The sequence below is a fragment of the Sphingomonas radicis genome (genome assembly GCF_051400635.1).
Lineage (GTDB): Bacteria > Pseudomonadota > Alphaproteobacteria > Sphingomonadales > Sphingomonadaceae > Sphingomonas.
In genome coordinates this window covers 258,350-282,946 of record NZ_JBLFFG010000001.1, presented here as the reverse complement: position 1 = coordinate 282,946, position 24,597 = coordinate 258,350, and the positions used below count along the sequence as shown (strand labels likewise).

Annotated in this window: 16 protein-coding genes and 1 riboswitch; of the genes, 1 reads left to right on the top strand and 15 read right to left on the bottom strand. The window is 65.9% G+C overall.

The window, feature by feature from the left end; genetic code table 11:
- Positions 1-112 precede the first annotated feature (112 nt).
- The 14 genes from ACMGDH_RS01270 to ACMGDH_RS01205 form a co-directional block, all read right to left on the bottom strand.
- Complete coding sequence (locus ACMGDH_RS01270; RefSeq protein ID WP_436826107.1) at positions 113-11,224, bottom strand: autotransporter-associated beta strand repeat-containing protein; 11,112 nt, start codon at positions 11,222-11,224, stop codon at positions 113-115.
- A gap of 246 nt (positions 11,225-11,470) precedes the next feature.
- Positions 11,471-11,544, bottom strand: a riboswitch (cyclic di-GMP riboswitch).
- A gap of 271 nt (positions 11,545-11,815) precedes the next feature.
- On the bottom strand, positions 11,816-12,142 hold the full coding sequence (locus ACMGDH_RS01265; protein WP_436826106.1) for a site-specific integrase: 327 nt from the start codon (positions 12,140-12,142) through the stop codon (positions 11,816-11,818).
- A gap of 104 nt (positions 12,143-12,246) precedes the next feature.
- Positions 12,247-13,263: a zinc-dependent alcohol dehydrogenase family protein gene (locus tag ACMGDH_RS01260; RefSeq protein WP_436826105.1), complete on the bottom strand. Its 1,017-nt coding sequence runs from the start codon at positions 13,261-13,263 to the stop codon at positions 12,247-12,249.
- 108 nt (positions 13,264-13,371) lie between these two features.
- A complete protein-coding gene (locus ACMGDH_RS01255) occupies positions 13,372-14,112 on the bottom strand; it encodes an SDR family NAD(P)-dependent oxidoreductase (protein WP_436826104.1) in 741 nt (246 codons plus the stop codon).
- A gap of 203 nt (positions 14,113-14,315) precedes the next feature.
- Positions 14,316-14,765 carry an OsmC family protein gene (locus ACMGDH_RS01250; RefSeq protein WP_436826103.1) on the bottom strand — a complete coding sequence of 150 codons (450 nt, stop codon included), beginning with the start codon at positions 14,763-14,765 and terminating at the stop codon, positions 14,316-14,318.
- A gap of 18 nt (positions 14,766-14,783) precedes the next feature.
- Positions 14,784-15,806 carry a retropepsin-like aspartic protease gene (locus ACMGDH_RS01245; protein ID WP_436826102.1) on the bottom strand — a complete coding sequence of 341 codons (1,023 nt, stop codon included), beginning with the start codon at positions 15,804-15,806 and terminating at the stop codon, positions 14,784-14,786.
- Complete coding sequence (locus ACMGDH_RS01240) at positions 15,803-16,696, bottom strand: pirin family protein (RefSeq protein WP_436827198.1); 894 nt, start codon at positions 16,694-16,696, stop codon at positions 15,803-15,805. The genes ACMGDH_RS01245 and ACMGDH_RS01240 overlap by 4 nt, the downstream gene beginning before the upstream one ends.
- Positions 16,689-16,985 carry a GNAT family N-acetyltransferase gene (locus ACMGDH_RS01235; protein ID WP_436826101.1) on the bottom strand — a complete coding sequence of 99 codons (297 nt, stop codon included), beginning with the start codon at positions 16,983-16,985 and terminating at the stop codon, positions 16,689-16,691. Before ACMGDH_RS01235 ends, ACMGDH_RS01240 begins: the two co-directional genes overlap by 8 nt.
- Positions 16,982-17,605 (bottom strand): alpha/beta fold hydrolase, encoded by a 624-nt coding sequence (locus ACMGDH_RS01230; RefSeq protein ID WP_436826100.1) that lies wholly within the window; start codon positions 17,603-17,605, stop codon positions 16,982-16,984. Before ACMGDH_RS01230 ends, ACMGDH_RS01235 begins: the two co-directional genes overlap by 4 nt.
- A gap of 129 nt (positions 17,606-17,734) precedes the next feature.
- Entirely contained in the window at positions 17,735-18,763 is a 1,029-nt protein-coding gene (locus ACMGDH_RS01225; RefSeq protein WP_436826099.1) for an NAD(P)H-dependent oxidoreductase, read from the bottom strand.
- A gap of 213 nt (positions 18,764-18,976) precedes the next feature.
- Positions 18,977-19,762 (bottom strand): SDR family NAD(P)-dependent oxidoreductase, encoded by a 786-nt coding sequence (locus ACMGDH_RS01220; RefSeq protein ID WP_436826098.1) that lies wholly within the window; start codon positions 19,760-19,762, stop codon positions 18,977-18,979.
- A 25-nt stretch (positions 19,763-19,787) separates the two neighbouring features.
- Positions 19,788-20,828, bottom strand: coding sequence for an LLM class flavin-dependent oxidoreductase (locus tag ACMGDH_RS01215; RefSeq protein ID WP_436826097.1), 1,041 nt, complete (start codon positions 20,826-20,828; stop codon positions 19,788-19,790).
- A 72-nt stretch (positions 20,829-20,900) separates the two neighbouring features.
- Positions 20,901-22,391, bottom strand: coding sequence for an alginate export family protein (locus ACMGDH_RS01210; RefSeq protein ID WP_436826096.1), 1,491 nt, complete (start codon positions 22,389-22,391; stop codon positions 20,901-20,903).
- Positions 22,392-22,441: 50 nt separating this feature from the next.
- Positions 22,442-23,095 (bottom strand): hydrolase, encoded by a 654-nt coding sequence (locus ACMGDH_RS01205; RefSeq protein ID WP_436826095.1) that lies wholly within the window; start codon positions 23,093-23,095, stop codon positions 22,442-22,444.
- 143 nt (positions 23,096-23,238) lie between these two features.
- On the opposite strand from ACMGDH_RS01205, the gene ACMGDH_RS01200 reads away from it, so the two are divergent.
- Complete coding sequence (locus tag ACMGDH_RS01200; protein WP_436826094.1) at positions 23,239-24,135, top strand: LysR family transcriptional regulator; 897 nt, start codon at positions 23,239-23,241, stop codon at positions 24,133-24,135.
- A gap of 112 nt (positions 24,136-24,247) precedes the next feature.
- On the opposite strand, the gene ACMGDH_RS01195 is transcribed toward ACMGDH_RS01200, so the two are convergent.
- Positions 24,248-24,592 carry an AraC-like ligand-binding domain-containing protein gene (locus ACMGDH_RS01195; RefSeq protein ID WP_436826093.1) on the bottom strand — a complete coding sequence of 115 codons (345 nt, stop codon included), beginning with the start codon at positions 24,590-24,592 and terminating at the stop codon, positions 24,248-24,250.
- Positions 24,593-24,597 lie beyond the last annotated feature (5 nt).

The following is a 24,597-nucleotide window of genomic DNA, read 5'->3' as shown; positions in this document are numbered from 1 at the left end:
GCTCCTTGTAGAGCAGCGGCAGATCGGGTTTCGGCGCGGTGACCATCTATTCTCTCCGGATATGCTCTTGTGGTTTGACGTCGGTTGATGCGGCAAGCGTTCCGAATGCGGCCTAGAACCGCATCCGGAAGCCGGCATTGCCACGCAGGCTGTTGCTGTCGCCGAAGTTGTTGATCGCGGTTTCGGCCGAGACCTCGGAGAAGATCGTGAACCGGCCGCCCGACCAGCTGTAGCTGCCGCCGATCCCGACCTCGCCCCACAAGCGGTCGTCGCGGCGCGCAATCGGCGTGCCGGAGACGTCGGCAACTGCGCCGTCGAGCCACTCGTAGTTCAGGTTGACGATGCCATAGAGGTGACTCTGCCGCGCGCCGCTGGCGCCGTCCCAGGTCTGCTGATGGTCCACCGAGATGCCCCAGCGGCTGCGCAGGCTGTCGGCCCGGTCGGACGAGACCGCGGCGCCGTTCGGGTCGGCGAAACTATCGAACCGCACGTTCGAATAGGCCATCTGGATCTGCGGGGTGACGCTCAAGCCCCCGCCCAGGGGCGCACGCTTGCCCACCTCAAGGCTGAACGCCTCGCCCGAGCCGTGGTTGTCGTCGATAAGCTCGCCGAGCACGGTCGAGTCGAGGTCGCTGCGATACCAGCTGACCTGCGCCTGGGCATCGGCATAGAAGCCGGTGCTGTCGTACCAGGTCACCGTCGCGCCGACGCCATAGCCCTTGGTGTCGATCTCGCCATTGCCGAACCGCGAGCGGACATGCGCATCGGCGGTGCCGTAGCGGCCGTTGATGCCCCCGATCAGCGTGCCGGCGGAGCCATCGAGCAGCGCCTTGTCGAACCCGACCTGCATCTGCCAGCTGTTGGTGTCGACGTCGGTGCCGCTGGTCGAGAATGCCGCTTCCGGCCGATGACGGGTGCCCTCGATGCGGCCCCACATGCCGACGCCGCCCTGGGTGAAGCCCGACCACTGGCGGTTGCCGACCCGCTCCTGCAGGGTTCCCAGGCGGTTGAGCGTCTGCAAGCTGCCGGCATAGCTCTCGTACAGCGGCACGCCCGGCTGGTAGAGCGGTGCCTGCGGCGCGTTCGGCGCATCGAGCAGCGCCGAGCGCAGGTACCAGTCGCCATCGGTCGGGGTGGCGGCGCCCCCGTGGTACAGGCGGTAGCCGAACGCGCCGGCGATCACCGCCGGGCTGCCTTCGAAACTGTAGTCCCCGCGCAAGGTGAACGTGCCCGCCGAGCTGCCGCCGGTTACGTCGACGATCTTGATGCCTTCGACCGTCTGCGCGCCGAGGCCACCGACGTTGATGACCTCCACTGTGGTCGATCCCGCCGTGCCGTTGGTCACCACGAGCCGGTCGGTCGGTGAGGCATCGCCCCCCAGCTCGGTCTCGATCTCGAGCACGCTGTCCGAGCCGGTATAGGTGCCGGCGACCGTCAGCGTCCCGATCGAGTTGCCCGGCGCGACCGTGCCGGCATTGACGGTGGTGCAGACGGTCCCGGTGCCGCCGAGGCGGCCGCCTGCGGCGACGTTCACGTCGCCGCACAGGCTGCCGTTGACGATCATCGTGCCCTCGACCCGTGTGCTCCCAGCAAAGCCCGAGCTGTTGCCGGTCAGCAGCAGCGTGCCCCCACCCCGGTTGGTGAGCGCGCCGGTGCCCGATAGCAGGCCGTTGAAGGTGAACGTCGTCCCGCTTGCGGTCGAGATCGTGCCGGCACCCGCCATGACGATGTCGCGCGCGCTGGTGACATTGGCGCTGGTCGCCAGCGTGCCCCCGTCGAGCGTAACATTGCCGCTCGCCGCGCCGAGATTGGCGTCGGCCGAGATCTGCACCGTGCCGCCGTTGATTGCGGTGCCGCCGGTATAGCTGTTGGTGCCGCCGAGGATGAGCGTGCCGGCATCGGCCTTGACCAGCTGGGTGTCGCCCGAGAGCACCGCGTTGACGGTCGCGGTAAATCCGGCGCCTGCGGTGCTGCCGTCGCCGACCCGGATGGTCGATTGCGGCCCCGTCAGCGCCACGCCGCCTCCGGTGATCGTATAGCCGTTCGCCGCGAACTGCATGCCCGCCGTGGTCACCTGGCCGAGGCCGTTGTCGACCGTGACCGTGCCGCCGGTGCCGCCGAACACCGCGAACGCCCCGTCGCTATAAGCGGTGTTCACGTTTCCGCTGGCGTCCGTCCAGTTGTCGTTGCCGCCGCTCGCCTGCCAGGTGCCGGTGCCGCCGTTGATCACGCCGTTGTTCTTGGGTCCGGCCGCGCCGTCCCAGAAGTTGATCGTGAGGCCCGCCGAGTTCACCAGGTTGACCTGGCCGGCGATCGAGGTCTGCACCTCGACGTTGCTGCCGCCGGGCAGCGTGCCGAGCGTCAGGCCGTTGTTGGTGAGCGTGCCGCCATAGTTGAACACGCGGTACACGCCGACATCGAACGCGCCGCCGGCCGGCACGGTGACGTTGATCGTGCCGTCGAGGACAAGGTCGCCGCCGACACTGACGAGATCGTTGAGCGCGCCGCCGGCAACATTGGCCGCGCCGAACTCGTAGGCGAGCGTCGTGCCTGCCGCCAGCAACAGGTCGCCATTGACGGTGAGCGTCCCTGCCCCGCCGGCGCCCGGCGTCAGCGTCGCGCCATCGGCGAGCGTCACGTCGCTGCCGATCGTGCCGGTGCCGCCGAGGCTCGCGCCCGAGGCGACGCTGGTCGCACCGGTCGCGCCCGCGTAGTTGCCGTTGACCAGCAGCGTGCCGGCGGTGACGCTGGTCGCGCCAGCATAGGTGCCGGTTCCGGTGAGGGCGAGGGTGCCGGCGCCGCTCTTGGTCAAGCTGCCTGCGCCAGTGACGGCGCCGCCGAGAGTCAACGTCGTACCTGCGTCGGTCAGGAAGGTCCCTGCCCCGGCAAGCTCGACCGCACGGCCTGAACTCAGGTCAGCAGTGGTATTGAGCGTGCCGCCGTTGAGGCTGAGGCCGCCCGCGGCCGCGCCGAGATTGGCGTCGACCGAGATCCGCACCGTGCCGCCGTTGATCGCGGTGCCGCCGGTGTAGCTGTTGGTCCCGGTCAGCACGAGCGTGCCGAGATCGGTCTTGACCAATTGCGCGGCGCCGGTGAGCTCGGCGCCGATGGTGGCGGTGTAGCCCGCCCCACCCACGGTGCCGTCGCCGACCCGGACCACCGACTGCGGGCCGGTCAAAGTCAGCGCGTCGCCGGCAATGGTATAGCCATCGACCGCGAACTGCAGGCCCGACGCGGTGACCGCGCCCAGGCCGTTGTCGACCGTGACCGTTCCGGCAGCGCCGGTGAAGATGGCGAACGCGCCGTCGTCATAGCCGGCGTTGACCGCACCGGTCGCATCGGCCCAATTGTCGTTACTGGAGCCATTCTGCCACACGCCGCTGCCGCCATCGACCGCGCCGTTGAACTTGGGCCCGGCCGCGCCATCCCAGAAGTTGAGCGTCGCGCCGCCGACATTGATCAGGTTGACCTGATTGGCGACCGCGGTCTGCACGAACACGTCGGCGCCGGCCGGCAGCGTGCCGAGCGCGAGGCCGTTGTCGGTGAGCGTGCCATTGTAGTTGGCGATCCGGTAGAGGCCGATGTCGAACGTGCCGCCCGGCGTGACCGCGACGTTGAGCGTGCCATCGAGCGTCAGATCGCCGCCGACATTGACCACGTCGTTGAGCGGATCACCCGGCGCGTTCGCCCGACCGAACTCGAACGCAAGGCTCGAGCCCGAGCCGAGCGACAGGTCGCCGTTGATGGTGAGCGCCCCGGCCCTGCCGGCGCCCGGCGCCAGCGTGGCGCCGTCCGCCACGATGACATCGCCGCCGATCGTGCCGGTGCCGCCCAGCGTTGCGCCCGAGGCGACGCTGGTGAGCCCAGTCGCGGCCGACTGGTTGCCGTTGACCAGCAGCGTGCCGGCGGTGACGTCGGTCGCACCGGTATAGCTATTGGTGCCGCTGAGCGTGAAAATGCCCGTGCCGTTCTTCACCAGCGCGCCGCCGGTGCCGGTGATCGCCCCCGAGAAGACCGTGTCGTTGGCGGTGCCGAAGGTCAGCGTCTTGCCACCGAGCGCGACCGTGCCCGCGCCGGCAAGGTCGCCGATCGTCGTGCCGGTTCCGGCGAGGCCCGAGATGGCGAACGCGGCACCGGCGTTCACGGTCACCGCGCCGCCGGCGTAGAGCGAGCCGTCGAAGTCGAGCGCGAGCGTCCCTGCGGCGACCGTGGTGCCGCCGGTGTAGCTGTTGGCTTCAAAGAAGCGCACCGCGCCGTTCGGCGCCGCGATCACGACGCTGCCGCCGGTGCCGCCGCCAATGCCGCCGTCGGTGATCGTTCCCGACCAGTCGCTGAATGAGTTGCCGAAGCCCAGCGTCAGCGTCTTGGAGCCCAAGGCAATCGTGCCGGCGGAGCCGCTGTTGAGCTGGATGATCCGCGCGCCGACGTCGGTCTGGGAGATGTCGAAGACCGTTCCCGACGCGACCACGAGGTTGCCGGAACCGATCGTGCCGGCACCCGCCAGCGCCAATGTGCCGCCGGCAATGACGGTCCGGTTGTTGTAGGTGTTGGTGCCCGTCAGGGTCAGCGTGCCCGAGCCGAGCTTGTTGACGAAATTCCCGGCAGAATTGTTGGGGCCGTCCCCGATCGTGCCGGTCAGGGTGACGTCGAACCCTTGGGAGTCGATGCTGTTGGAGTCCGGGCTGCCCAGCAGGATGTTGCGCGCCGAGGTGAACGAAGCGCCGGCCTGCAGCGTGCCGCCCTGGAGCGAGAGCGTGCCCGCCACGTCGCCGAGATTGGCGTCGCTCGAGATCTGCACCGTGCCGCTGTCCACGAGCGTGCCGCCACTATAGCTGTTGGTACCGGTCAGCGTCAGGACACTGCTCCCGGTCTTGGTCAGCGAGCCGCTGCCCGAGATCGTGCCGTCGAGCGTGAGAGCGCCCGAGCGGTTCACCACCAGCGCGCCGTTGTTGTCGATATCGCCGGTGATGCTGCCGGTCGCACCGCCATTGCCGATCTGCAGCGTGCCGCCGTTGATCGTGGTGCCGCCGGCATAGCTGTTGGCCGCCGTCAGCACGAGCGTGCCGGCATCGATCTTGACCAGGCCCGCCGTCCCCGTGAGCTCGGAGGCGATGGTCGCGGTATAGCCCGCGCTCGCGGCGCTGCCGTCGCCGACCTGCACGATCGCCTGGCCACCGGTCAGCGTCAGCGCATCGCCGGTGATCGTGTAGCCGCCACTCGCGAACTGCAGGCCCGACGCCTGAACATTCCCGCCGACATCGTCGATGGCCACGGTTCCCGGCGCGGCCGAGAAGATCGCGAAGCTGTCCTGGGCATAGTCGGCGTTGATCGCGCCGTTCTGGTCGGTCCAGTTCCTAGAGCCGCCGCCAATGCGCCACACGCCGTCGCCGCCATTTACCGTGCCGTCGTTCTTCGGCCCGGCATTGCCGTCCCAGAAGCTCAGCGTGAGACCCGCGGTGTTGACCAGGTTGACCTGTCCCGCGATCGCAGTCTGCACCGAGACGGCGATGCCGCCGGGCATCGTGCCGAGGGTGAGGCCATTGTCGGTGAGCGCACCACCATAGTTGAACACGCGGTAGATGCCGGGGCCGAAGCTGCCGCCCGCGGGCACGGTGACGTTGATCGTGCCGTCGAGCGCCAGATCGCCGCCGACTTCGACGAGATCGTTGAGGCTGCCGCCCGCGACGTTGGCCTCGCCGAACTCGAAGTCGAGCACCGAACCGGCGCTGAGCGCCAGATTGCCGTTGATGGTGAGCGTGCCGACACCATTGCTGCCCGCTGCTAGCGTTGCGCCGTCGGCAAGCGTGACATTGCCGCCGATGATGCCGGTGCCGCCGAGCGTCGCGCCGAACGCGACCGCGGTCGCTCCCGTCGCCGCCGACTGGTCGCCATTGACCAGCAGCGTGCCGCCGGTGACGTCGGTCGCGCCGGTGTAGCTGTTGTTGCCGGTGAGGGAGAGCGTGCCCGCCGACTGCCGAACGACACCGGTGCCGGAGATCGTTCCGCCGAACGTATAGGCATTGTTGCGGTTGAACGCCAGCGCGCCGTTGTTCGTCACGTTGCCGACGATGGAACCGGCCGTGCCGCCGTTGCCGAGTTGGAGCGTGCCCGCGCTGATCGTGGTGCCGCCGGTATAGGTGCTGTTACCAGTGAGGATCGTCGTGCCGGTGCCCGCCTGGGTCACACCGCCGGAACCCTGGATGGTGCCGGCATAGGTCACCGTGTCCGAGCGGTTGAAGCCGAGCGCACCGAAGCCGGTCACGTTGACGATGCTGCTGGTGATCGAGCCGGTGGTGCCGCCGTTGCCGATGAACAATGTGCCGGCGTTGACGTTGGTCGGCCCGGTGTAGGTGCTGTTGCCGGTGAGATACCAGTTGCCACTATCGTTCTTCGCAACCGTCGTCGAGCCACCCGTACCGTCGGTGATGCTGACGCCCATGATATTGATGCCGGTATTGGTGCCGCCGAGCGCGAAGATGCGCGTGCCCGACCCCTGGAAGCCCATGATCCCGGTATTGGTGAAGGCGATCGCCCCGGTGCCGGAGGATTCGATGAAGGTCACGCCGGTCTGAAGCGTGAACAGGCGGTTGGTCGAATCTCCCGCGCCCGTATAGCGTAAGGTCGAACCCGAACCGATCACGAGGTTGGTCGCGTCTAAGGCAGATTGGCCGATGCTGCTGGCAAAGCCACCGTTCGCAAGTTTGTCGACGCTCAACACGCCGCCAAGGATGGAGGTGACGCCGGTGTAGGTGCTGCCCGCGTTACTGAGCCGCCAGGTGCCGGCGTCTTCCTTGGTGAACGAGGTGACACCGCCCGCATTATTGGTAATCTGAAGCGCGAAGCTGTTGTTGCCCGTGTTCGTGCCGCCGAGCCTGATGGTCTGAGCGGTGCCGGGGCTGGCGAACGCGATGGCGCCCGTATTGGTGAAGGCGAGCGCCCCGGTTCCCGACGCCTCGATCTTGCTGTCCGACGAGGCACCGAGCGTGAACAGGCGATCGGTACTTCCGCCGGCGCCGATGTAGCGCAAGGTGCCGCCATCGATGACCAGATTGCTCGCCACCGCGGCTGAATCGCCGATCGAGCTGGCTGCACCACCAATGTTCAAGCAGCTGACGGCGAGCACACCGCTGCTGACGGTCGTAGTGCCGTCATAGGTGCTGCTGCAGCTGGTCAGCTCCTGGACCCTGCCGGCATTGTTTACGTTTGCGGTCATGACAAGATCGCCGGTCCCGCTGATGGCGCCGGCATAGGAGCGGACGTCGACGGCGGCGATCGTCAACGTACCACTGCCAAGGTCGATATTGCCGCCATTGGCACCGCCGCCGATCAACGCGGTCACCACGGCATCGTTGTCGTTCAGGTCCAACAGTACGCCGGCGGTGTTATCCAGCGTCATATAACCCTGCGGACCGAATGCATTGTCAGCCCCCGCGCGCAGCACGCCGCCGAAGACCCGGATGTTGCCGGTATGGGTGTTGGCCCCCGAAAGCACGAGCGTGCCGGCACCCTCCTTGTTCAGGGTTCCGGCGCCGGTGACGACGCCTTCGAACTCCAGCGACGCCGCGGCATCGTTCACGTTGAGGAAATTGTTCCCGCTCTCCAGGGTGAAGCCGCGGTCGATGCTGACGTTGGCGCCCGTGTACGTGAGCCGGCCGCCAATAAAGACGAGGTTCGAGGAAGCGTTGCCCGATGCGCCGATGCCGCTGGCGAAGCTGCCGTCGGCCAGGCAATTGGTAGAGATCGTGCCGCTGTTGATGGTGGTGGCACCGGTATAAGTGTTGTTGCACCCCGAGAATGTCTGAAATCCAGCGCCGGTGCGGATCAAGGCACCGCTACCGCCGATCACGCCGCTGAACGTGCTCGTGCCGCCACTCAGCGTCAGGGCGCTTGTTCCGAGATTGGTCACCGTCCCGGAGCCCGCGAGCGACCCGACCGTGAGACTCTGGTTGTTCACGTCGAGCGTGCCGCCGGCATTCACCGTCATCGTGCCGGTGCCAAAGGCTTGAGTCGATCCGGCGCGCAAGATCCCGGCATCGACGATGGTTCCGCCGGAATAGGTGTTGACGCCGGAGAGTATGAGCGTTCCGGCGCCGTTTTTGCTTAGCGTCCCCGTACCGGCAGCAACACCGCTCACGGTCAGCGTCGTGCTGCCTTGAGAGACGTCGATCGCGCCCCCGCCGGTTCCAAGCGTGAAGCCGCGATTGGTGCTTGCGGTGCCGCCGGTATACTCGAGCTCGCCGCCCGTCTGGAGCACGAGGTTGGTCGAGGCGGCCGAGGAGGCGCCGAGCGTGCTGGCCCCGCCGCCGTTGCCGATCGACGAAATCGCCAGCGTGCCGTCGCTGATCGTGGTGATGCCAGTATAGTCGCTGCCGGCATTGGTAAGTGTCAGCGTACCGTCGCCGATCTTGGTGAGCCCGGCAGCGTCGGGGCTGGTGACTTGTCCACTGAAGGTCAGGTTCGCCGCCGCGCCCGTGATGGAGATCGTGCCTGCGGTGGTCGCGCCCGAGCGCGTCAGTGTGAATCCGCGATCGGAAATTGTCGTTCCACCGGTATATTCCAGCGCCGCACCCTGGATCACCAGGTTCGAGGCGTCGGCTGTCGACGCACCGACGGCACTCGTGGTGTTGCCATTGCCGATCGAATTGACCGAAAGCGTGCCTTGAGCGACGGTCGTCGCGCCGGTGTAGCTGTTGCTGCCGCTGACGACGACTCTGCCCGTACCGGACTTGGTGAAGCCGACCGTGCCGGTGTTGTCGACGATCTGCGAGGCGATGGTCAGGGTGCCGGCGCCGTTCTGCTGGACGCCGAGCACGCCGCCGCCAGCCGTGCCGGTCAGGTTGCCACCGGTGATCGTCTGGTTGTCCGTCAAAACGGATGGCGCGACGATGATCGATCCGTCCACGCCCAAAGTCTGGCCGCCCGCAATCGTCACCGTTGTCGTGGCGTCGGGGGTCGTGAACTGCAGGCCGCCGAGCTGAACCGAACTCCCGACCGTACCGAAAAAGCTGTCGGCATCGCCATCGCTGTCGGAGATGAATTGGCCGTTCGCCCAGAGCGATGCGTCGTCCTGGTCTGTATAATCGGCATCGGTGAAGGCGACGATGTTGCCGCCCACCACCTTGGCATAGTCGGCGCCGTTGACCGTCGCCCAGCCGCCGAGTGCTCCATCGACATTCGCGGTCGTGATGGCGCCCGTTCCCGGAAGCACGAAGTTCGCTAGGCCGCCGGTGCGGGTGATTGTCCCGAGGTTCAGCGTCAGGCTGCCCGCGGCTCCCGAAGTGGTCCTGATCGTGTTATTGCCGCCGGTGATCGTCAGGCCATTGAAGGTCTGGCTGTTGGCTTCGCCAGCCGCGCCCATGATGGCGAGCGTACCCCCGCCCATGGTGAGCGCCGATGCGCTCGAAAGGAGATCGCTGGCCGGTCCGCTGGCCGGCGAGAAATCAAGGGCCAGCGTCCCGCCGCCGACCGTGGTCCCTCCGGTGTAAGTGCTGGCGCCGGTGAGCGTCAGTGTGCCGGCGCCGAGCTTGGTCAGTCCGCCTGTGCCGACGATGCTGCCGGCATAGGAGCTGTTCGTGGCGCTGCTGACGGTGAGTACGGCGCTTCCGAGCGCAACCGTGCCGCCCGTACCATTGAGCGTGGGCGTCGCTAGAGCAAAGCCATTGAGATCGAGAGTGCCGCCGTTGACCGTGATTCCGGTTGTCGCCCCGAACGCGCCGGCGCTGCCGGCCCGCAACGTGCCGCTGCTCACCGTCGTCGCACCGGAATAGGTGTTGGCGCCGGTCAGCTCCCAGACGCCCGAACCCTCGCGGGTCAAGCCGCCGACACCGGAAATCTCGCCGGAAAAGGTGCTGGTTCCGGTGGAGCTGCCGCCAAGCGTAAGCGTATCGGTCCCACCGGCGACGAACGAGAGGTTGTTAGTAAGATTGAGGCTGCCCAGGCCGTTGTTGAGGATTGCGGTCAGGCCGTTGCTGGTCCAGGTCCGGTTGCTGCTCGCACCGGACCCGGTATAGGATAAGGTGCCTGCAAGAGCGACGTTCGATCCTGCGCCCAGGGAACTGTTCACTCCCGAGTCGGAGAGCGCCGTGGCGACGACGACGCCAGCCCCGCTTATGGTCGCATTTCCTGTGAAGCTGTTGGCGGTGCCCAGAGTGATTGTGCGGCCCGAACCGGCGGTGAAGCTAGCTGCGCCGGTGCCGCTGATCACTCCCTGCAGGTTGAAGTCGCCGGTGTCGGCGTTGAATTCCGTGGCTTGCAACAAAGACATGCCGCCGCTGAGCGTCAGGGCTCCGCTGCCCGAGTTGTTGAACCGGCGGAGCGATCCGCCGTTGAACACCCAATCGCGGTTCGAGGTGTTGCCGACGCCGGAATAGGTGATGTTGTCGGGCTGCTGGTCTCCCCTCTCGAATGTAATTGTCCCGCCAGCGCCGAGCGAGCTTGCTTGTCCAACATTGCGAACGGAGGTGAAGGTGACGTTCCCGGCAACACCAAAAATACCGTTGAGCGTCACCGTCCCGGTGAAGTCGTTGTTGTCGTTGTTGAGTATGGTCCCGGCACCCACGCTGAGGTTGCCTGAACCCGTGTACAGCGCCGATCCCGCGCCGCCGGCAGTTATGCTGAGCGTCGTGCCTGCCCCGATCGACACGGTTCGGTCCGCCGCCGTGCCCGCATCGATGGTCAGCGTTGCGTTGGCGTCGGTCGTGATGACATTGCCACCGGGGCCAGCCGCGCCCAGCGCCGCATTGTTGCTGGCGCGCAATGTGCCGCCGCTCAGCGTTATGCCGCCGCTGAACGTGTTCGCGCCATTCAGGAATAACACGCCCCCACCGGTCTTGGTGAGACCGTTCGTGCCGGCAAGAACGGAACTGATCGTCGCCGTGCCGGTCACGGCGGTGTTAACGGAGATCGTCGGTGTCGTCGTTCCGGAAAGCGTGAGAGTGTTGCCGGTGAGCGTATACCCGGCAATGTTGAAGGTGAGATTGTGCGCGGTGATCGGCACGCCCAGCGTTACCGTGCCGGCGGTGCCGCCGAAAATGGCGTTGTCGACAGGAGAATTTTCCCACGGCCTATCATAGGGTCCGCTCGTGCCATCGGTGTTCGGACTCCAGTTGAGGCCGCTGGTGTCCCAAGTGCCGGTGCCGCCATTGCCGGGCGTCGAGCTGTTCGCATCCCAGTTCCGATTCGCGTCCTGCGCATACGCAATTGACGGCAGCGTCAGAAGCGCCACGGCGGAAAGCGAGCTCGTGCACAAAAGCCGCAGGGAGAGCACCCCGGAGCGGGCTCCGCGTCCGTTTGTCCGACCCCTGTTGCTCATCTGATAACCCCCCTGTTTTGGACGACGCATGCGACCGCGCCGCGACAATGCTTGCCGTCAGTCTTTCTCTTTGGGATTTTCGGGGCGGCCGCTCCAGGAACGTGATGGCAATCGGCCCCTGCAACTAAAACGCTATGTCAGCCGCTCATACGCCCCCTCACTGGCAGCCCCGCTAGCTCATGAGCCCGGAGGCTTTGCGTCCTGCCGTCGCCGGCAGTTTGCCCCTTCAGCGGATCGATACGCCACGTTCTGGCCGGCACCCCGGACCACTCGCGCGAGCCCGAACGGTCAGTTGCGCACGGATTCGACGATCCGTCGGACTTTATACACGTCTTATTTTATCAAATTGTTACGATACATCTGTCAAGAATAGTTCCACGCCACGCTCCGCAGAAAATTGTAAACAGTTGCAAATTGACAAAGCTATCAGCAGGCGACGGTATTGGAAGGTCCTCGCCGCAAGCCAGGCAATCCGCGGAATCTGGACTATGTTGACGGACGAACTCATGCTGCCAGCGGAACGCACGCGGTCGGCACCGCGTCCGCTGTACCTTCGGACTTATGCTCGATCACACTGTCTGTAAGCAGCTGCGCCCAGTCGCAGAGCGCCTTGCGCCTCTGCTCGAACAGCTCCGACCGGTTGTAGATTCTCATGACCTTCGATCGGGCGGCAGTGGCGACGTGATTGAGGATGCGATCGGCCACATGGGGCGGAACGTCCAGGATTTCGCAGGCGTGGGTGTTGAAGATCGTGCGCAGCTCATGGATCGTCCAATGCGGCATCCGCTCGACGGTCTCCGGCTCCACTCCCCCTGCCTCCGCCGCCTTCACTCGCGCTTCGTGGAAGGCTCTCCAGACGACTCTTGCCCTTGGCCGAAGCTCGTCGTGCCTAGCTGCCGGGCTACGGTGGCGCGGCGGCCCCGAGACGGACGTCGCTATCGATCAACCTGCGGCGCTGTCGGAAGCCTGACAGTGCCGCCCGCGACGTCGATCGCCACCTTGCCGCGAAGTCCGCGCGAGCCTCCGCTTTCGAGCAGTTCATGCGCTTCGCCCAGGCGAGCCAGAGGAAGCACCGCGCCAACCACCGGCTTGATCAGGCCGCGTTCGACAAGGTTGGTCAGCGCGTCGAGCTTGCCCCGGTTCTGACGGGTGAACACGAAATGATAGGCGGCGTTCTTTCCCCAGGCCTCGAGCAGGTTCTGCGGCTGGGCGATGTCGACGATGCTGACCACCCGCCCGGCATCCGCGAGGACGAGCGCACTCCTCGTCAGGGTGTCGCCGCCAATCGTGTCGAACACGACGTTCACGCCTTGCCCCCGGGTCAGTTCTCCCACTGCCGAGACATAGTCGTCGGAGCTGTGGTCGATCACCTCGTCCGCTCCGAGCGAACGCACGAAATCATGGTTGCCGCGCCGCGCCGTGGTGATGACCCGCGCGCCCATCGCCTTGGCTAGCTGGATCGCCACCGTGCCGACACCGCCCGCGCCGCCGTGGATCAGGATGGTCTCGTGAACCGCAAGCTGGGCACGGCTCACCAGCGCTTCCCATACCGTCCCGCCGACGAGCGTCAGGCTGGCGGCCTCCAGATGGCTGATGTTGTGCGGCTTGCGCGCGACCAGATCGACATCGGCGACGTGCTGCTCCGCATAGGAGCCGGGGCCGCCGAAGATCCTGGGCGTGTAGTAGACTTCGTCGCCGATCTCGAACTCGCTGACGTCCGCGCCTTTCTCTTCCACAACCCCGGAGACGTCGTGACCGATGATGGCGGGGAGCGGAACGTGGTCGGCATAGTCGCCCCGGCGGATCTGATAGTCGAGGGGGTTGAGGGCGGTGGCATGGACGCGCACCCGGACCTGCCGAGGTCCGACAACCGGCACGGAGACGTCGCGCATTTCGAATGCGTCGACGCCGCCGAACTTGTGGAGGACGATTGCCTTCATGGTGTCCGTCATGATCTTTCCTTTCCCCTGATCGGACAGATGGTGCCGAGCCAGGGACTTCTCTTTTCGATGGGAGCGCCAGCAGGGCGATGTTGCCCCGCTGGCGGACGCGACGCAGCTCTAGGCGAGCGCGCCCGCGTCGGCGTTGAGGACGGCGCCGGTGATCACGCTCGCGGCCGGGCTCGCCAGGAACACCACGGCATTGGCGATCTCGCGCGGCTCGGCATAGCGTCCGAGCGACGTCATGCTCCGCTGGAAGTCGGCGGCGTCGCCGTCGGAGGGGTTCGCGTCCGTATCGGTCGAGCCGGGCTGCACGAGATTGACGGTGATGCCCCGGGGTCCGAGTTCGCGCGACAGGCCGCGGGTGAACGACGTCAGTGCCGCCTTCGAGACCGCGTAGGCCGTCACGCCTGGAAATGGGACCCGCTCGCCCAGACCCGAACCGATGGAGACGATGCGCCCGCCGGTCGGCAGATGGGGGATGGCGGCCTTGGCGAACAGCATTGGCGCCCGCACGTTGACGTCCATCAGCTTTTGATATTCGCCAAGGTCCAGTTCGGCGATCGCGCCGTAATAGCCGATCGCCGCGCTGTTGATGAGGATGTCGAGCCCGCCGAGCGCGGCTACCGCCTCGCCGACGGCGCGCGTGATCGCCTCGGGATCGGCGCTGTCGGCCTGAATGGCCACGGCGCGGCGTCCGACCGCCTCGATCGATCTGGCGACCGTCTCGGCTTTCCCGGCCGAGCTTTGATACGTGAAGGCAACGTCGGCGCCGTTCTCGGCGAGCGCCAGCGCGATCGCCGCACCGATTCCGCGCGATCCACCGGCAACCAGCGCACGCTTTCCACTCAGATCGATCATTGTCTTGTCCTTCCCTGGTCGCGACGGAATCGCGACGATGTCTCGGACATATTCTGGGATGCGGTGCCGGCTTTGTTTAGGCTTGGGAATTGCGCAGCTGTGTTGCCAAAGGCGGAACACTGCCGGTCAGGGCCATGCTGACGCCGCGCGCGAGGGCTATCTGGCGGCGGATGGAATTCGGCAGGTCACCAGTGAAGGGAGGGTCATGTGTCAAAGGCTTCATCAAGCGACCGTCCGAGCTTCGTGTTGATGACGGGCATGCCCTCCAGGACACGTTGAATGGGGCACTTGCCCGCGACGTCGATCAAGCGCGCGCGCTGGGTATCGTCGAGCCGGGCGCCACGGATGAAGACGGTCTTCTCGAAGACATCGACGGGGACCGACGCGCCCGCGATCAGCTTTTTGGCGTGATCGACCACCACCTCGACCTGCTCGAGCGGCCAGTCTTGCTGACGGGCGAACCAGCGCACGGTGATCGCAGTGCATTCGGCCAAGGCGGCGGTCATCAGCTCGAAGGGGTTCGGGCCAAGCCCCCCGCCGCCAGCGCCGACCGGTTCATCTCCCACCATGTTGTGAGCGCCCATATCGATCTGGACCGAAAAGGGGCTCTCACCCGTTTCCGAAACCGTGACCCGGGTACGCAGTGCCGCCATTGGATATTTTCCCGTTTCTCAGCGCCGGGCTGCATGGCGACGCCGTGCATCGGCAGTGGCGGAGCCTGTGGCCTCAGGTCGCGTGATGCACAGGCGCCGACCGGCATAGTCAAAGGCGATCACACCGCCCTTCCAGATCGGGACGCCCAACGTGCCGTCGATTCCGGTGCCCTCAAAGGCTGGAACGTCCGACGTAAGGCTGGCCTCGAGCGGACCGAAGTTCAAGGCGCCCGAACGGACCTCTGCCACGCGGACAGTTGCACCCTTCACCGCACCGCCGACGCCGTGCCCGACTTCCCTCGCGACCCCTTTCCGGAACAGCTTCCTGCCCGCCTCGCTACGGACGAAGGGTCCGCCGAGAAGCAGCGAACTATGCCGGGTGCCCAGGTCGACCAGCACTTTGAGACGAACCGGTCGTTCGCTGCCAGTCGGACGGACATCGATCTCGATGACCGGACCTTCGTGGACGATCTCCAGCGGGATGGGAGACTCGCATGTTACCGTGGCTCCCGATCTGTCGACAATGACCTCCCGGCGCACATAGTCGACGCTGACGGTTCCGTTCCGGAAGGCCGGCGCACCGAGAATCACATCGACCGGAAACCCGGCCGAGGAGGACAGGTTGCGGAGGTCCACAGCGTATGCAGCAAGATTCTCGAACCGGAACGGCCCCGCTGACAGTCGGGACAGGGTGACAGGCACGAGCGTCTTCGCTTCGTTGCCGCCACCTGCGGCCTCTCCGGGCGAGGTACCCTCTTCAAGGCCAAGCTCCTGGCTGACCTGCCGGTCGACGAGTACCGCACCCGCCCCGCTATCGAGAACCCCGCTTCGTCGCTGTCCGTTCACGTCCACCGATATGCGGACCAGATTGTCCGCCAGTTCGAATGGTATGACCATGACCTCGGAAGTCGCTTGTGGGGCCGTTTCGCGGGTCGCGGGTGCAGCTGCGTCCTGCGCCGGTGCGGGCGAGTCCGTCTGACCGCTGACGGCAAGGGAGAGCGCGACGACAAGCGCGGCACTGGCCGATCCCGCACCGTTCATGGCGCGCCCCGCACCGGCGGCGCCGGCTCGTCGGGCAACGGTATGAACTCCGCATCGTCGGCATCCGGCAGCTTCATGCGCCCCGCCTTCCAGTCGGACGCCGCCTGGGCGAGCCGATCTTTGGACGACGACACGAAGTTCCAGAAGATATGGCGTTCACCGATCGGCTCGCCGCCGAGGACCATGACGGTCGAATGCTTCTTGGCCCTGAAGTGCGAGGAACCCGCGCCCAGCACCAGCATCTGGCCGGCCTCGTATCGCGCGCCGCCCATTTCGATCGCGCCCGCCGCAATGTACAGCGCGCGTTCCTCGTAGTTGTCGGGCACCTCGGCGACCGCACTAGGCTCCATCTCGAGGTGCGCGTAGAAGAGGGGCGAGTGCGTCTTCGCTCCCGCGGTGAGACCCCAGGCGCTGCCGGCAATGAGGTGACCGGCGACGCCGCTGGCGTTCCACTCCGGCAGGTCCGTACCCGAATGATGGGAGAAGGACGGCGCGGTCTCCTCGTACTCCACGGGCAGCGCGACCCAAGCCTGGATGCCGTGCAGTTGGTCTCCGACCGCGCGGGCATGCTCGAAGCGCTCGCTATGCGTTATTCCGCTGCCCGCGGTCATCCAGTTCACTTCCCGCGGCCGGATCGGCTGCTCATAGCCCAGGCTGTCGCGGTGCATGATCTCGCCCGAGAACAGGTAGCTTACAGTCGAAAGGCCCACATGGGGGTGCGCCCGGACATCGAACTTGCGGTCGAGACCGGGAGGCAGATCGATCGGCCCCATATGGTCGAAGAAGATGAAAGGGCCGACCATGCGCCGCCTGGCGAAGGGCAGGACGCGGCCGACCTCGAAGCCGCCGCCAAGGTCGCGCCGGCGCTGATCGATAACCAGTTCAATCACGAGGATTCTCCGATGCCACGATGTCGGCATATTCGGGGTGACGCGCATAATAAGCGGCCATGAAGGGGCAGAGCAGAACCGCCGTGCGCCCTGACGAGCGGATGGCCTCGAAGGTGCCGTGGGCGAGCTTCGAGCCGAGGCCCTGGCCGGAGAAGCGTTCCGGCACGATCGTGTGGGTCAACACGACCTTGTCGCCATCGCTCCGGTAATAGGCTGCGGCCACTTCGTGGGTGCCGTCAATCGGCAGCTCGAAGCGGTGCTCGACAGGATTGTCCTCGACAGTGCTCACGCGACGGTCTCCCCTTTGATGAAAGCCAGCAGGTCGGCATTGATGATGTCCGGATGCGTCGCGAATATGCCGTGCGACAGGCCGGGATATGTCTTCAGGGTTCCGTTCGGGAGAAGCTTGATCGCGGTGCGGGCGGAGGCCTCTATTGGCACGACCTGATCGTCTTCGCCGTGCATCACCAGGACGGGCAGCGAGACTGCCTGCAGATCCTCTGTGAAGTCGGTTTCGGAGAAGGCGACGATACAGTCGTAAGGGGCCTTCGCGCCGCCCATCATGCCTTGCCGCCACCAGTTGCGGATCAGGCCCTCGCTGACCTCGCCGCCCCCGGTCGAATGGCCGATATGCACCGCATTCTCGAGATCGAGCGCTTCGGCCAGCTCGGCGACATCGGCGGCGTAGGTGTCCATCTCATGGCCGGCATCGGTCTGGTCGGAGCGCCCGTGACCACGACGGTCATGCGCGACGACGCGGTAGCCGTTGCCGAGGAAGAACAGCATCTGGTTGTCCCAGTCGTCCGAACTCAGCGGCCAGCCGTGGTGGAACACGATTGGTTGGGCGTCACGGGAACCCCAATCCTTGTAAAACAGGCGGGTACCGTCCCGTGTCGTCAGTGTGGCCATCTTCTGGTCGATCCTTCTTATTCCTGGGGGAAGTTTTGCCGAGGCAGGTCAGCTGCAATCACGACGCATCCGGCCTGGTGGCCGCCGCCTGACCGACGACACGCAGCGTCAACCCGGCGTCGGCACCGCTCAGCCCTCCGGCCGATCGAGGAAGACGTGGATCGTCTGGATACGGCCATTCCGGATATGGACCACGTCCGTTCCGGTCGCCGCGGCGGGCCCATCGGCGGGGCCGAGGCGCCACTGGAGGCGACCCAGATTATGGTGGCCGAGCCCCGGGCGGACCACGCTGAACGTGAAGTCGGCCGGCATGCCGTCGAGGAGTTCGGATACTGCACCCGCGATCGCCGCATGTCCCTGCACCGAGCGATCGGGCTCGTGGAGGAGAGCGTCGTCGGCATAGATTTCGCGGATCGCCTTGAGCCGGCGCGATGGGTCTCGCTCGCCGAACACCCTCTGGAGGTTGGCGCCAAGGAGCCCCTCGTAGTCGACGGCCTCGTCCGCGGGCACCGCCTCGGGCGGGACCGGGGCGGCGGTCCCGCCGGCAGCAATCCGCGCGACCGCGGCCGAGATTTGAGACCGCGCATGCGCGATCGCCGCGTCACGCGCTTCCGGACCAAACCCGATCTTCTCGGCATGGACGAACGCGACGTCGGTGATCCCGACAAATCCGAGCAATTGCCTCAGGTAAGGTTCCTGGAAGTCGATGACCTGGGCCGGTCCCTCGGTGTACAGGCCGCCGCGCGACTGGATCACGATGGCGCGGATGCCCTTGAGCAACCCCTCCGGTCCGGACTCGCTATAGGCGAACGTGACGCGCGGACGCAGCACATGATCGAACCAGGCGCGCAGCGACGACGGGATGCTGAAGTTGTACATCGGCGCGCCGATCACAAGGACGGTCGCTTGCCGGAGCTCGGCGATCAGATCGTCCGACAGCGACCTGGTGACGAGTTCGTCCTCGGTTGCAGCGACCGCGCGAACACCGGCGACGGTCTCGGGCCTGAGGTGCGGGATCGGATCGTCGCCTAGGTCACGGCGGGCTACCACGGCATCGGGTTCGGACGCCAGCAGCAGCTGCACGGCGTCCTCGACCAGGGCGCGCGAGACCGACCCTTCCCCCGAGGTGCTGCTATTGATCACGAGAATATGGTCCACGCGGCGCTTCCCTTCCATTGGTGAAGCGCGGCGTACCATTCCGCCAACCGGCTCAGTAGCACCGCCAGGCGAGATGCTGTGTCGCAGAATCGGGAACTCTGGCGGCGATCCTTGCCTCCGGGCGCGCGCTGCTCGCTCGCCCCTGACGGGCGGTCACGGGTGCGAGGCACGTGGGCCCGGCCCGCGGGCCCGAAGGATGGTGCGCATCACCTGTTATGCGTCACGATCGATCGACGACCTTGCCGCCACATGTCTCCGGATCGATAGCTCGACCACCTGCGCCGCAACAGTGGCTGGTTCGCCGCGCGCCGCGGAGCCGGCGAGTTCCTCCATACAGACGCGCAGGCGCTCACCATAGAGCTTGCGCTGAACCGCGGTCATGCGCAGGTCGATCTGCGCCAATGCCGCGGTCGCACGCGAACCGTCGGCTTCGAGATTACTAATCGCCGCGACGATGACGTCGATGCCGAAGGGCTTCAGCTCCGCGCGCCAGGCGGCCGAGAAGGCCTCCATGGCTGCCTGCGAGGCGGCCCGGACCCCGTCGAAATGACGAGGCCTGTCTTCCGCCCACGAACTGATCTGCACGATGCGTCCGTGCGCCATCCGCAGCGCCGGAAGGAAGGCGTTGATCACCGCCAGTCCGCCGAACACATGCACTTCAAATCCCCGCCGGACCTCGTCCAGGGTCACAAGTTCGAGGGGACCTGGCGACGGGTGTATCGAGTTGTTGATGAGAATATCGAGCCCGGAGGCGCCGATCGCCTCGGATATGCCTGCTGCCCAGGCATTGACTGCCTCCGCATTCCTCAGATCGCAGACCGCCAGGCTGACACGTCCGCTGGATGCACCCCGGAGATTTTCGGCCTCCTGGGCGGAATCGGCGGTGCCGAAGACGATGTAGCGCCTGGCGGCAAGGCCAAGCGCGATCTCGCGTCCGAGACCCCCGCCTGCATCCCTGACCACGACGGATCGACCACGTCTTCTAAAGCGGGTTGGCATTTCAGGCGTCCCTTGCTCGAAAGGCTCATCCCGTCCGCAGGCGTTCCCGCACGATCGGCGCGACCTTGGTCCCCAGGAGCTCGATCGACCTTTTCATCGCAGCCGTCTCGAGCGATGCGGTGCTCATCTGGAAGGTGATGCGCGAGATGCCGCCGAGCGTCTCGCTGGCGCGCAGCATCTTTTCCGCCACCGTTTCCGGGCTGCCGACCAAGAACGCGCCCTCGGGACCGGCCATCTCATCGAACTGCGTGCGCGTCGGGGGTGACCAGCCGCGCTCGCGTCCGACCTTGCCGGTAAGATGGGACCAGCCGGGAAAGAAGGCGTCGCCCGCCGCGGCATCGGTCTCCCCGACGAAGCCCATCGCATGGACTCCGACCCGGAGCCCGGCAGGATCATGCCCTGCCGCAGCATATGCCTCCCGGTAATAGTCGACGGCCGGCCTGAACCGGTCGAAGGTTCCGCCGATGATGGCCACCATCAGGGGAAGGCCGAGCGTGCCGGCACGCGCGAACGATTGCGGCGTACCGCCGACACCGAGCCAGACGGGGAGGCGCCGCTGATGCGGCCGAGGGAAGACGCCCTGACCGCTGAGCGCGGGCCGAAACCGGCCCTGCCACGTCGGGTGGCTCGTCTCTCCGAGCTTCAGAAAAAGGTCGAGATTCTCTGCGAACAGGTCGTCATAGGCGCGCGGGTCGAGACCGAAGAGGGGAAAGGCTTCGCCGAACGACCCGCGTCCGACGACGAGTTCGGCGCGCCCTTTGGATATGAGATCGATCGTGGCGAATTCCTGGAAGACGCGCACGGGATCCGCCGCGCTCAGCACCGTCACTGCGCTGGTCAGCCTGATCTGGGTGGTGCGGGCCGCCGCCGCCGCGAGAATGATCGATGGCGCCGAATCCAGAAATTCGGCGCGGTGGTGCTCCCCTATGCCGAAGACGTCGAGCCCGACCCGGTCGGCGGCCTCGACCTCGTCAAGCAGATCGGCCATGCGATCGGTCGCCGACGGCAGCGTGCCGGTCGCGGGATCGGGCAGGATCGCGGCGAAGCTGTCGATACCTATTTCCATTGAACTGTTCCTTTCGACTTCTGTTGCCGGCCGGCTCGGCGGCTGCGGTCGGTGAAACGGGGCGCGGCACCTTCAGAACCTGAACGTCGTCTGGGCCCCGAGCATCTTGATGGTCCGGGCCTGCCCGGTATCGCGAATGAATGGACCCGGATCGAACGCACTGAGCGAAGCTGTGAGGTTCAGTTTTGGTGACGCCTGCCAGCTTATGGCGAATTCGATCGCCTTTCCGATGAAGCGCGCATCGCTGTCCTTGCCGCTGCGCACCAGCAACCCGGGAATGGCGTAGATCCCGTCGTGAATGCTCTCGCGCCAATAACCGACGCCGGTCAGCGATACGGCTACGTCCTTGTGCGGGTGGATCGTGGTCGATGGCCGGACGTGGATAAGGTTTCGCGGACCGATCGGCGACAGCGCCCCGAAATACTTGCCGTTGGGAAATAGTGGATTGAGTGTTCCGAGTTTCGGATCGTCCGGGTCTGCGTCGCCCGAGACGATGTCTGCCGTGAGCGCCAGCTCCGGCCGCAGCAGCGTGTCGCGGAAGCGATAGCCGGTCTCGAACCCCGCGCCCCACGCCTCGGATCGGTGGCCTGCGAAGCTGCCGCGCTGGTACGCGGCCTCGAGATTCCAGTAAAAGGCACCGTTGTCGCCGAAGATCCTTGCGCCCAAGGTGTGGGTCAGCTGCCGGCCAGACCCTTGGTCGAAGACCGCCTTTCGATCCCGCAAGCCGATATAATAGGCATCGAAGCCGTTCAGATGCTTCGCGTCGAGCCACTGTGTAGCGTAGAGACCCCACACCGCCTTGTCGCGTGAGCGTCGGTCGTTGAAGTCCCGCAGCCTCGTGTCGACGGGTTGCAGGTAGAAGCCGGTAAACCGGCGCGTCTTGCCGGTGAGGATGGCCTCAAATCCGTCAAAGGGCAGTGGAACGCCTGTGCCGTAGCGCCTGTCGATGAACCGCCCCGATCCAAGCGAGACGAGCTTCCGCCCGGTGGACAGCCGGAGCGAGTCGCTACCCGAAATCGCGATGTCGACATCGACGAACGCCTGCAGCATGTCGATGCCGGTGGCGTCCGCCGCGCGCTTCGGCCTGTCCGTTCCGGAGATCGCCGAAAGGATCGGCATTGCGAAAAGCCGGACCTTGCCGACGTGAAGGTCGGCGTAGGGCATCACGCGATTCCAGACATAGCTGTCGTTCGGCGATGCTCCCCAGTTCACATTCTCATAGCCTTCGTAGCGTGAACGCGCCTCGAGGCCTGTCGTCAGGTAAATCGCGCCGTCGTCGCTCAACGGGAGATATTTGAGCGGCTCTGCCCAATCCCCTTTGCGGTTCCCCGGATCGGCGAGCCCGGACCAGTCCTCCGAATAGCGCTCGATGGTCAGCGTCGGGGCCCGCTCCAGATTGGTCGATACCTGCGCACTTGCCGCGAAAGGCATCGCTGAGGCGGCCGTAACGAAGATCACGCGCCTCCCGCCATGCGTCAGACTGGAAGCGTCGCGTGGACCGTGGTCGCCGGACCGCAGACGCCTTGTGTTCGCGGTCCGCAAGATGATGGCGAGCATCGACATGCGGCGGGTCTGTCGCAGGCCGCCTGACCGATACTCGCCACTCACCGCAATCAGCCCGCGACGGTTTCGACGGGAGTCTTGAGGAGCTGCTGCTCCCACAGATACGCAATGCCCGAACCCCCGGCATGCTGGATCAGGATGTCCGGCAGCAACGCCGCGGAGTCGGTGCGCGCCCAATCGCGCTGCCACTCCGAGCCCACCGCCATCCAGGTCATCATGTTCACGCCCGCCGCGACCATGCGCTGGATCGCGACCTGATGGGCCTCGACCGAGACGCCGCCGCTGGCGTCGGTGACGACCGTCACGTCCCAGCCTTCGCCGGCCGCGTGGATCGCCGGCATCGCGACGCAAACCTCAGTCCACAGGCCGGCAATGATGAGCTGCTTGCGGCCAGTCGCCTTGACCGCGTCGACGGTCGGCTTGTCCTCCCAGGTATTGATGAGGGTGCGGTCGATCACCTCCTGATCGGGGAAAAGGTCGGTCAGCTGCTTGAACAGCAGGCCGCCACGCTCGGCGATGACGCTGGTGAGGATCGTGGGGACATTGAACGCCTTCGCCATCTTCGCCAGCGCGGTCGTGTTGTTGACGACCGCCTGCGGGTCGTGACTGTTCACGTTGGAAAGCTGAAAGGGCTGATGGTCGATCAGGAGGAGCACTGAATCTTCGGGACGGAGAAGCGAGTCGAGGCCGTTGCGGAGTGTCATGACGGTTGTCTCTTCTGAAAAATGGTTCGGTAGGGCGTTGGGGCACCGATCCTTGCGATGTCCCGCCAAGGTGTTGCCATTCCGATTTCCGGCGCGGTAGCATCGCCGGATGACATGCTGTGTCGCATCCCGGGGAACGCTGGATGGATATTGAGGATTTACGGACGTTCGTTGAAGTCGCCGATGCGGGAGGCGTAACGCCCGCCTCGCGCCGGCTCGGCATATCCAAGTCGATGGTCAGCCGGCGGCTCGTCCGCCTCGAGGCGGAGTTGAGCGTCCAGCTTCTCGCCCGCACCACGAGGGGCGCCGCGCTGACGGAGGCCGGCGCGACGTTCCGGGAATACGCCGCGCGGGTTGTCGGCGAGATCGACCTCGCCAAGGAGACGGTCCTCCCGGCCGGGGAGTTGCGGGGACGCCTGCGCGTCGCAGCGCCGCTGTCATTCGGACCGACGCACTTCGCGCCTGTCCTCGCCGAAATGGCGGAGCGCCATCCGGACCTGCACATCCACTCCTGTTACACGGATCGGTTCGTCGACCTGATCGCCGAGGGGTATGACTGCGCGATCCGCGTCGGCAAGCTGCCCGATTCCAACCTGATCGCAAGGAGGATCGGCCCGATCAATGCGAGTTATGTCGCGTCGCCGGCCTATATCGAGAAGTACGGGTCACCCGAAACGCCTGAGGAGCTCGTCACCCATCAGGCGCTGATGCAGGGTACCGAGACATGGCCCGCACTGGATGGTGACAAGGTCATAGCGATGCGGCCGCAAGGCCGGTTCAAGGCTGACAATGGCGTCGCTCTCGTTGCCGCGGCGCTGGCCGGCATCGGGATCGCGGCTCTCCCGACGGACCTGATCCAGGAGCATTTGGACTCGGGTGCTTTGGTGCCGGTGATGCCGCGCTATCCCATCCCCGAGCACGGCATCTTCGTCGTCCGGCCTCCCGGGCAACACCCGTCGCGCAAGGTCCGGGTGCTCACCGAGATGCTGATCGAGTGCTTCGGACGTTCCACCGACGGAGCGGAAGCGATCCGGACATGAGACTGCCGCCATCGCAGTCGACCGGCGGTGCAAAGCTGAGCCACACGTGGCTGATCACCATCGCCCAGCTTCTACAGCCTTTCAGGGACGATCAGCGAATCACTTCACAGGGTCACGCTTCCTGCCAGTGCGGGTAAGTGACGTACGCGGTGACTGCTCCGGCTTCGTGAGCACGGATCGTCACGCTCGAACCTTTGGGCATATAGATGACCTCACCGGGACCAGCCGTGACAGTACCCGCGTCGCTACGCACGGAAATCCGCCCCTCCAGGATGATCATCACATCATCGACGGCGATGGATTCATCGATGCTCTCGTCGGCGCCGTATCGCCCGTAGCCGATCGTGATCGGACCACCTTGGCGCTGGTCGATCACGTTGCCCGCGTAGACCTCGCCTTGTTGCCCCGGTGAACGCTCGAACACTGCATCGGCCATGGAGAACTTGTGCACTTTCATACGAA